8 protein-coding genes and 1 pseudogene are annotated in these 9,065 nt (G+C 74.6%); 3 read left to right on the top strand and 6 right to left on the bottom strand.

Features of this window, described 5'->3' with window-relative positions; genetic code table 11:
- Positions 1-263, bottom strand: a pseudogene (locus ACZ6J5_RS34835) (molybdate ABC transporter substrate-binding protein); the annotation flags it as partial.
- 361 nt (positions 264-624) lie between these two features.
- Here ACZ6J5_RS34835 and ACZ6J5_RS34830 point away from each other — a divergent pair.
- A complete protein-coding gene (locus ACZ6J5_RS34830; RefSeq protein ID WP_469397945.1) occupies positions 625-2,256 on the top strand; it encodes a PucR family transcriptional regulator in 1,632 nt (543 codons plus the stop codon).
- Positions 2,257-2,264: 8 nt separating this feature from the next.
- Here ACZ6J5_RS34830 and ACZ6J5_RS34825 read toward each other — a convergent pair whose 3' ends face one another.
- Positions 2,265-2,663: a TOBE domain-containing protein gene (locus ACZ6J5_RS34825; RefSeq protein WP_469397944.1), complete on the bottom strand. Its 399-nt coding sequence runs from the start codon at positions 2,661-2,663 to the stop codon at positions 2,265-2,267.
- 92 nt (positions 2,664-2,755) lie between these two features.
- Between ACZ6J5_RS34825 and ACZ6J5_RS34820 the strand changes: the two genes are divergently transcribed.
- A complete protein-coding gene (locus tag ACZ6J5_RS34820; protein ID WP_469397943.1) occupies positions 2,756-3,556 on the top strand; it encodes a bestrophin-like domain in 801 nt (266 codons plus the stop codon).
- Positions 3,557-3,588: 32 nt separating this feature from the next.
- Here ACZ6J5_RS34820 and ACZ6J5_RS34815 read toward each other — a convergent pair whose 3' ends face one another.
- Positions 3,589-4,875 carry an MFS transporter gene (locus ACZ6J5_RS34815; protein WP_469397942.1) on the bottom strand — a complete coding sequence of 429 codons (1,287 nt, stop codon included), beginning with the start codon at positions 4,873-4,875 and terminating at the stop codon, positions 3,589-3,591.
- Complete coding sequence (locus ACZ6J5_RS34810) at positions 4,872-6,257, bottom strand: GH1 family beta-glucosidase (RefSeq protein WP_469397941.1); 1,386 nt, start codon at positions 6,255-6,257, stop codon at positions 4,872-4,874. Before ACZ6J5_RS34810 ends, ACZ6J5_RS34815 begins: the two co-directional genes overlap by 4 nt.
- 224 nt (positions 6,258-6,481) lie before the next feature.
- Here ACZ6J5_RS34810 and ACZ6J5_RS34805 point away from each other — a divergent pair, with 224 nt between their 5' ends.
- Positions 6,482-7,138: a hypothetical protein gene (locus tag ACZ6J5_RS34805; protein WP_469397940.1), complete on the top strand. Its 657-nt coding sequence runs from the start codon at positions 6,482-6,484 to the stop codon at positions 7,136-7,138.
- A gap of 75 nt (positions 7,139-7,213) precedes the next feature.
- On the opposite strand, the gene ACZ6J5_RS34800 is transcribed toward ACZ6J5_RS34805, so the two are convergent.
- Entirely contained in the window at positions 7,214-7,954 is a 741-nt protein-coding gene (locus ACZ6J5_RS34800) for a TetR/AcrR family transcriptional regulator (RefSeq protein ID WP_469397939.1), read from the bottom strand.
- On the bottom strand, positions 7,951-8,997 hold the full coding sequence (locus ACZ6J5_RS34795) for a LacI family DNA-binding transcriptional regulator (RefSeq protein ID WP_469397938.1): 1,047 nt from the start codon (positions 8,995-8,997) through the stop codon (positions 7,951-7,953). Before ACZ6J5_RS34795 ends, ACZ6J5_RS34800 begins: the two co-directional genes overlap by 4 nt.
- Positions 8,998-9,065: the final 68 nt, after the last annotated feature.

The raw sequence follows: 9,065 nt of genomic DNA, 5'->3' as shown, positions 1-9,065 counted from the left end.
CCGGCGAAGGAGAAGGTGATGGTGGTGCCGGGGTGGGTCTTCTCGTAGGCGGCGCCGGCGGTCTTGAAGACGTCGGTGAGGGAGGCGGCGGCGAGTACGGTGAGCTGGGCCTTGGGGGCGGCGGTGGTGGTGGGGGTGGCGCCGCCGGTGGTGTCCTTCTTGGTGTCGTCGCCGCTGGAGCAGGCGGCGAGGGGGACGAGCAGGGCGGCGGTGAGTGCGGCGGCGGCGGTGCGGCGTCCGGCCGGGGACAGGGCGAAGGACATGGCGGTACGACTCCTTGAACATGACAGGGAAGGTGCGGGAGTACTGCGTGAGGCTCAGGTGTCAGGTGCGGCCGACTTCCCCTCCCGGCAGGACTGCATGTGCGACACCGTAGGGCGGCCCGGCTCTCATCTGCAACAAACATGGAGGACCCTCCATCGCGAATGAGAGGAAGCCTGGAGGAACGACCGAGAACCCCGCCCGGCTCCCGGGGAAGCTCCAGCTCCGGCGGCCCCGCCCTGTGTGTTCGAACGAGAGGCGTTTCCGTGACCTGACATGGCATCTACGATGGAACGTCTCGTATTCACCTTGCGTATGTGAGGTGGAGGCGTGCGCAATTCACCAGGGGGCAAGGAGTTCCGTATGCAGGTCGACCATCTTCTCCGCCTCGACCGTCTCGGCCTCTCCCTGGTCTGGGGGGACCGGGCGCTGCTCGGCCAGGAGGTCGGCGGCGTGACCGCCACCGACCTGGAGGACCCGGCCCGCTTCCTGGAGGCCGGCGAGATCGTGCTGAGCGGACTGGTGTGGTGGAACCGGGCCGACGACCCGGCCAAGGCCGACCGCTTCGTCTCCGCGCTCAGCGGCGCGGGCGCGGTGGCGCTGCTGGCCGGCGAGGAGACCCACGGCGGGGTGCCGAGGGAGGTCGTCGATGCCTGCCGGCGGCACCGCCTCGCGCTGCTCGCCGTCCCCGCGCACACCAGCTTCCGGGCCGTCACCGAGGCCGTCTACCTGCGCCAGTGGGGCGAGCTCAGCCGCCGCCCCACCGACCACTACGCGCTCCCCGAGAACGTCCGCGCCGACCTCGACCGCGCCCTCGAACGCGGCGCCTCGGTCGCCGAGTTGCTCGACCGGGCCTTCGCCCACCTCGGCACCCCCGACTGCCATCTGCTCACCGGCAGCGGCCGCACGGTCGCCCGGACCGCGGGCGCGGCCGGGCTGCCGGCCCCCCGGGCGGCGGAGCTGCTGCGCGGGGTGCGCGGGACGACGGTCCGCGTCGAGGCCGACGAGGACACCGCCTTCGACGCCTGGCACCTGCACCTGCCCGAGGAGGGCCAGGTCCCGCCCCGGGTCCTGCACGAGATCGCCGAGCTCCTCGGCCGCCACCGGCGCCGCGAGGACCGCCGCCGCGCGGCGCGGGCCTCCGCCGCGCGGGAGCTGATGGCCGAGGTGGGCGCCGCCCACCCCGACCCGGGGCGCGTCCAGGCCGCCCTGACCGCCTGCGGCGTGGGCGAGGGCCGCGCGTACACGGTGCTCGTGGCCCACCTCGACCAGCGCGGCAGGCCGGCGGCCGCGGCGCGCTCCGGCAAGCCCGGGGGAGCCCGGGGGAGAGGGGGCGCCGACAGGTCCGCCCACGGGACCGGGGCGGCCGACGGGACCGCCGACGGCGCCGCCGCGCTCGCCGAGGCGCTCGGGCACCTGCCGCCCGGCCGGGTCGCCGTCGCCGTCGCCGAGCGCCCCGGCGGCGAGGCGATGGCCGTCCTCGCCCACGACGAGGACGCCGGACCGGAGCTGCGCGCGCTGCTCGCCGAGGTGTGGCCGCTGGTGCACGCCTGCCGCCCCGGCACCGCCCTGCACGCCGGGATCAGCGAGCCCGTGACCGCCACCGCGGGGCTCGACTCCGCGCTCGCGCAGGCCCGTTACGCGCTCGCCGGGGCGCGAGCCGACGCGCCCGCCCGGCAGCGGGTGGCGGGCCTCGGCGACCTGCGCGGCCTCGACTCCCTGGTGGCCGGCATCCCCGCCGAGGTGCGGGAGGTCTACCGTACGACCGTCCTCGGCCCGCTCCTCGGCCCCGGCCGCGCCTCGCACGCCACCCTCCTGGAGACCCTGGAGGTCTTCCTCGCGCACAACTGCTCCTGGGCCAGGACCGCCGAGGCCCTGCACCTGCACGTGAACACGGTCCACTACCGCATCGAACGCGTCGAGGCCCTCACCGGCCGCGACCTGTCCCGGCTCGACCACAAACTCGACCTGCGCGCCGCCCTGTTGTGCCGCTGAGGGCCGGGTCAGGGCAGGTCGACGTGCACGCTCGTCGACTTCACCCGCGCGGTGACCGTCACCCCGACGGCCAGCTCCAGCTCCTCCACCGCCTCCCGGGTCACCAGCGACACCAGCCGGTGCGGCCCGGACTGCACCTCGACCTGCGCGGCCACGTCGTCCACCCGTACCGCCGTCACGATCCCCACGAAGGCGTTCCGCACCGAGGTCGGCACGGAGTCCTCCGGCACCGCGTGCAGCCCGGCCCCGCGCTCCACGGCGAAGCGGGCCAGGTCGGCGCCGTCGACGACCCGGGCGCCCGCGCCGTCCCTGGCCACCCGGAGCCGGCCGCCGTCCGCCCAGCGGCGCACGGTCTCCGAACTGACGCCGAGCAGCTTCCCGGCCTGCCCCATGGTGTACGACGGCACTGCGGCACCCTCTCACTCGATGGTGTGGAAAGCGGCCAGATGGCGGCTTCTCGCGCCTGGTCCAGGAATGTTGAACCCTAGACTTCCCGCACATGTCGCTCTGGCTGCTCAATCATTTCAGCACCCTCACCCTCACCGTGGTCACGGTCGGCGGTACGGTCCTCCTCGCCGTCGTCGGCAGCGTGCTGGCCCGCCGCCGCTACCCCTCGCTCGTCCGGGGCGAGCACAACGACATGGTGGGCGTGACCCTGGGCATGTTCGGCGCGATCTACGGGATCATCCTCGCCTTCGTCATCGTCGCCCTCTGGACGCAGCTCGACACCACCCAGACGATCGTCTCCACCGAGGCCACCGACATCGCGCTCATCGCCCGGGACGCCGCCGCCTTCCCGCCGCCCGTCCGCGCCGACGTCGACGCGGCGCTCAGCGGCTACGTCCACGCGATCGTGGACGACCAGTGGCCCCGGATGCGCGCCGGGCAGCCCAGCTACGGGGTCACCGCCGAGAAGCTCCAGGGCGTCTTCGACGCGCTCCAGGCGTACGAGCCGAAGACCTCCCGCGAGGAGGTCTTCTACGAGGAGGCCGTCGGGCGCCTCAACGACGTGGCCGGCCAGCGCCGCGCGCGCCTGAACATGGCGGAGCAGGAACTCCCGCCGCTGCTCCAGGCGCTGGCCTTCGGCGGCGCGCTCGTCCTCATCCCGCTCACCTTCCTGTACGGGGTGCGCCGGCTGCGCATCCAGCTCCTCTTCGTCGGGGCCGTCGCCGGTCTCGTCGGCTTCAGCCTGCTGCTGGTCTTCGTCCTCGACCGGCCCTTCGCGGGCGACCTGAGCGTGAGCCCCGCCCCGTACAAGGAGGGCGCGCTGGCCCGCTACTGGGGTGGCGGACCGGGCTGACCGGCCCGGCCCGCCGCCGCCCGGCCGCCGGGTCAGGCGACGCCGCGGATGCGGGTGACGAGGAGCCCGCCGAGCAGGATGACCAGGGCCGCGGCGGCGTACAGGCCGGTGTAGCCGCCGAGATGGGCGATGACCGGCGCGGCGAGCGCGGGGGCGAGCACCTGGGGGCCGGAGTTGGCGATGTTGATGACCCCGAGGTCCTTGGCCCGGTCGGCGGCGCGCGGCAGCACTTGGGTCACCAGCGCCTGGTCGACGGCGAGGTAGATCCCGTATCCGGCGCCCAGCACCGCCGCGGCGAGCAGTGCGGAGGGCCAGGTGTGCAGCAGGGCGAGCAGCAGCGCGGCGGCGGCCATGACCAGCGAGCACACCACGACGAAGGTCCGGCGGCGCCCGGCCCGGTCGGAGAGCCGGCCGACGGGGATCGCGGTGGCGGCGGCGCTGAGCGTGTAGACCCCGGTGAGGATCAGCACGCCGGTGCCGGGATCGGCGTACTTCACGGCGTCGGCCAGGAAGTAGAAGAGGTACAGGGTGCCCAGCGCGTTGCCCAGGTTGATGAGGAAGCGGCTGAGCCAGGCCCAGCCGAAGTCCGGGTGCCGCCGGGGGCTCACCCAGAAGCTCGTCGCGAAGACGCGCGCGTCGAAGGCGGGGCGCAGCGCGCGGGGGAGCGCGGGCTCCCCGTGGCGCAGCGTGAAGGGCAGGGCGAGGACGACGGTCAGCACGGCGAGGGTGACGTAGCCGGAGCCGACGCCGGTGACGAGCAGGGTGGTGATCAGCGCGCCGAGGACGAGGCCGATCGACTGCATCAGGCCCGTCCAGCCGGAGACCTGGGCGCGCTGGCTGAGCGGCACCCGGTCGGCGACCGGGGTGGTGACCCCGGCGAGCATGGCGTTCAGGCCCGCCTGCGCCAGGCACCAGCCGACGGCGACCCCGGCGACGGTGTGCTGGACGGCGGTGAACGCCAGCCCGGCCGCCCCGGCGAGGGCGCCGCCGAGGATCCAGGGGCGGCGGCGCCCGAACCGGCTGGTGGTGCGGTCCGACCAGGCGCCCGCGAGCGGGTTGACGAGGACGGCGACGAGGGCGCCGAGACCGGTGACGAGCGAGAGGGCGGTGCTCTTGTCCTGCGGGGCGATCCGTTCGAGCTGGAGCGGCAGCAGGATCTGGATGGGGGTCATGAAGGCCATGAAGACGGCGAGGGTGGCCAGCGAGAGCCCGGTGGTCCAGCCGGGCCCGACCGGGACGGTGGGCTCGTCGAGCGGCGTGGCGGCGGGCGCGGGGCCCGTGGGGGAGGGGGAGGCCGGGGCGGCGGAGGTCCCGCTCATGAGCGGTGGGCGGCGATCAGCGCGCGGTACCACTCGAAGCTCGCGCGGGGGGTGCGGAGTCCGGTGGCGAAGTCGACCTCCACCAGGCCGAAGCGCTGGTGGTAGCCCTCGGCCCACTCGAAGTTGTCGAGCAGCGACCAGGTGAAGTAGCCGCGCACGTCCACGCCCCGCGCGACGGCCCGCGCCACGGCGGCGAGGTGTCCGGCGAGGTAGTCGATCCGCGCCGGATCCTCGGTGCCGGCGGGCTGTGAGCAGCCGTTCTCGGTGATCCAGACCGGCGGCAGGGCGTCCCCGTAGCGCTCCTTGAGGCCCGTGAGCAGCTCGGTGAGGCCCTCGGGGACGACCGGCCAGCCGAACGAGGTCCGCTCGTACGCCTCTTCAGGCTCCGCCAGGTCGAAGGGCAGGCCGAGCTCCGGGGCCGCGGGGGCGGTGATCCAGCTGGGGTTGTAGTAGTTGACGCCGAGGCCGTCGAGCGGAGCCGCGATCGTGGCGAGGTCGCCGTCGCGCACGACGCCGCCCCAGGCCGGGTCCGGCATCCCGTACGCCGAGAGGTCGGGGTAGGCGCCGCGCAGCAGCGGGTCGTTGAAGAGGCGGTTGTGCAGGATGTCGTACGCCTCGGCCGCCGCCGCGTCCCGCTCGCCCCGGGCGTCGGAGCGCAGCCGCACCGGCGTGCAGTTGTTGGCGATCAGGACCCGCGCGTCCGGGACGGCGGCCCGTACGGCGGCGGTCGCGAGGCCGTGGCCGAGGAGCTGGTGGTGGGCGACGGGCAGCGCGTCCAGCATGAGGGTGCGGCCCGGGGCGTGCACGCCGAAGGCGTAGCCGAACGACAGGTGCACGAAGGGCTCGTTGAGGGTGATCCACCGCTTCACCCGGTCCCCGAGCCGCTCGGCGACGACGCCCGCGTACGCGCCGAAGTGCTCGGCGGTGTCCCGGTTCAGCCAGCCGCCCTCGTCCTCCAGGGCCTGCGGCAGGTCCCAGTGGAAGAGGGTGGGGGTGGGCTCGATCCCGGCGGCGAGCAGGGCGTCGACCAGCCGGTCGTAGAAGTCGAGCCCGCGCGGCTCGACCTTCCCGGACCCGGCCGGCAGCACACGCGGCCAGGAGACCGAGAAGCGGTACGCGTCGAGGCCGAGCCGCCGCATCAACTCCACGTCCTCCGCGAAGCGGTGGTAGTGGTCGCAGGCCGTCGCGCCGGTGTGCCCGTCGCGGACGGCGCCGGGCCGTCGCACGAAGGTGTCCCAGATCGACGCGCCCTTGCCGTCCTCGTCGGCCGCGCCCTCGATCTGGTACGCGGCGGTGGACGCCCCCCAGACGAAGTCGGCGGGGAGGGAGGGGAGTCGGGTGGGACCGGTGGGGCTGGTGGGGCTGCTCGGAGTCACGGGCACCTGCCTTATCGCCTTATCGCGCTGCTGCGGAATCGCACACGTTCGGCCGCCGGGCTGCGCGGCGGCGGCAACATAACATGAACTCTTGTTCATGTTCTATGGGTGGGAAGGGCGGGGGAAGGCTTCGACTGCCGCTCAGGACGGCGGTGTTGTGAACCGGTCCGCCTTCGGGCGGTGCTAATCTGAACGCGTTCAAGAAGGTGTGCGGATACGGGGGGCGAACCATGGACGAGGACCGCGTGCGGCCGGGAGCGGGCGGCGCCTGGACGGTCGCGGCGGCCGTCGCGGCGGGGGTCGCGGCGCTGCTGGGACTGGTGATCGGGCCCCTGCTGGGCGCGCTCTTCCTGATCTCCGCGCTCGCGGCCGTACCGCCGCTGCTGCTGCGCGGGCACCCGAGGGCCCGCGCGCGGGCGAGCCTGGGACTGGGTGTCGGGCTGCTCGCCTGGTCGCTGATCGGCGCCGTCATCGGCATGTTCCTGTTCCTGCCGGCGGCCCTGCTCCTGATCGTCGCCGCCTTCGCGGACCGCCGCCACCGGCCGGGCGCCCTGTTCGCCGTCCTCGTCCCGCTCGCCGCGGCGGTGGTCCTCGTCCCGAGCCTCACGCCCGGCGAAGACCCGGACCAGGAGCCGCCGCCCTACTTCCACGCGACCCTGGACTCCATGGACCGCTCGCGCGACCAGCGCTTCCAGGAGGGCGTGGACCGGCTCTGGTACTACGGGGCCACCCGGACCGAGGTCTACGAGCTCGCCGGGCGGATGATGCTGGACGTGGAGATGCCGCGCGACTTCACCGGCCAGGACACCGAGGAGGGTCTGCGGCGCGGGGTCACCGTCCTCCCCGGGGTCGTCGACGTCCGGCGCTGCACCTTCCACACCTGCTGAGACCGGCGATACCGGCGATACCGGCGAGACCGCCGAGGTCGTCGAGACCGGCGCGCCCGCCGAGGCCGGCGGGCGCTACGTCCGGGCCGTCTCCGCCAGGCGGGCGCGCAGGTCCGCCCAGTAGAGGTCCAGCATCCGCTTCAGCTCCGCCACGGTCTCCGGATCCGGCTCGCCCTCGCCCTTGCACACCTCGTGCAGCACGGCGTTGGCCGCCCACACCACCATCCGGGTCGCCCGCCGTGCCCGCTCCCCGCCCGGCCCGCCGGTCAGGTGCTCCACGATCCGCCGCAGCCCGTCCGCGACCAGCGCGTTGCTCGCCTCGTCGGCGCGCGCCAGCTCGGGGCTGAGGTGCCGGCCCGCCCAGAGCGTCATGCCGCCCGGCTGGGAGCGGAAGAGACCGGCGTAGACGTCGACCATCGTGCCGACCAGGTCGGGGAGTTCGTCCGCCAGTGCCCGCTCGACGAGCTCGTCGATGGTCCGCTCGAACGCCTCCAGGTACCGCCGCCCGAGCGCGTCCACCACCGCGCCCTTGTCGGCGTAGAACTGGTAGATGCTGCCGACGGGCGCCCCCGACTCCTCGGCGATCCGGCGCACGGTCAGGGCCTCGTACCCCTCGCCCGCCAGGATGCGGTCGGCCGCCGCCAGGATCGCCTCGACCCGGGCCCGGCTGCGGGCCTGGCGGGGCTGCCGGGACCGGCGGGACCGGGGCGCTTCCGTCGCCTCGGTCGCCTCGGTCGGCCGTGTCGTCTGTGGGGTCGTGCGGGTTGCCTGTGCTGCCTGTGTGGTCTGTGCTGCCTGTGTCGTGGGTGTCGTCACGGGCGTCCGGTCCTCCCTCGGGGCGGCGGTGCCGTGCTCGCGCGCACGACCAGGCGGGGGGCGACCGAGCGCGGCTCCGGTAGGGCGCCGGGGGCCGCGACGCGGCGCAGCAGGTCGGTGACGGCCTGGGCGCCGATCTCCTCGAAGGGCTGGGCGACCGTGGTCAGCGACGGCGAGCAGTACTCGGCCAGCTCGATGTCGTCGAAGCCGATCACCGACACGTCGTCGGGCACCCGCAGCCCCGCCTCGTGCAGCGCGCGCACCACGCCGAAGGCCATCTCGTCGCTGGCCACGAACACGGCCGTGACGTCCGGGATCCGGGCCAGCACCAGGCCGTTGCGGTAGCCCGAGCCGGGGGTCCAGTCGCCGTCGAGGGGCGGCGGGACGGCGCGCCCCGCCGCCTCCAGGGCCGACCGCCAGCCGTCCCGGCGCAGCTCCGCCTCCAGCCACTCGGCCGGTCCCGCGAGGTGCCAGACCGTCTCGTGGCCGAGCTCCAGCAGGTGCCGGGTGGCCATCCGCGCGGCCTCGGCCTGGTCCAGGGCGACGACCGCCGTGGCGTCGGTGCGGGAGCCGTCGATGGTGAGGGTGGGCGTGGTGCGGGTCAGCTGCTCGATCCGGGGGCTGCTGTGGATCAGCGGCACCGACAGGATGATCCCCTCGACGTCCTGCTCGGTGAGCCGGGACAGCGCGTCCTCGATGGCGAAGGTGTCGAGCGAGGTGGTGGTGGCGGTGCTGACGGCGTAGCCGGCCGCGTGGGCCGCGTTCTCGATGCCGGTCGTGACGGCCGCGCGGGAGTAGAAGTTGGTCTGGAGCGTGACGACGCCCAGGGTGCGGCTGCGGCCCGAGGAGAGCGCGCGGGCGGCGTTGTTGCGCCGGTAGCCGAGCTGCTCGACGGCCGCCAGGACCTTCGCCCGGGTCCGCTCCTGCACATGGGGGTGTCCGGCCAGGGCCCGCGAGACCGTCTGCGCCGAGACCCCGGCGACCCGGGCGACGTCCGCCATCCCCGGTTGGCGCCCGCCCTCGGCCGTGCTCCGCCTGCCCATCGTCCCCTCCCCGCCCGTCGCCGCCGATGGTAGCGCCCTCCTCGCGGCGGAACGGTCGGCACGGTTGG

The sequence above is a fragment of the Streptomyces sp. NPDC042100 genome (assembly GCF_055582325.1).
The sequence above is the reverse complement of the archived record's forward strand: the minus strand, read 5'-3'. Positions and strand labels throughout refer to the sequence as shown.

Bases quoted from the DNA above. Each gene is read 5' to 3' on its own strand.
- ACZ6J5_RS34830 (WP_469397945.1), top strand. From the start codon at position 625: ATGCAGGTCGACCATCTTCTCCGCCTCGACCGTCTCGGCCTCTCCCTG.
- ACZ6J5_RS34820 (WP_469397943.1), top strand. From the start codon at position 2,756: ATGTCGCTCTGGCTGCTCAATCATTTCAGCACCCTCACCCTCACCGTG.
- ACZ6J5_RS34815 (WP_469397942.1), bottom strand. From the start codon at position 4,875: ATGAGCGGGACCTCCGCCGCCCCGGCCTCCCCCTCCCCCACGGGCCCC.
- ACZ6J5_RS34805 (WP_469397940.1), top strand. From the start codon at position 6,482: ATGGACGAGGACCGCGTGCGGCCGGGAGCGGGCGGCGCCTGGACGGTC.
- ACZ6J5_RS34795 (WP_469397938.1), bottom strand. From the start codon at position 8,997: ATGGGCAGGCGGAGCACGGCCGAGGGCGGGCGCCAACCGGGGATGGCG.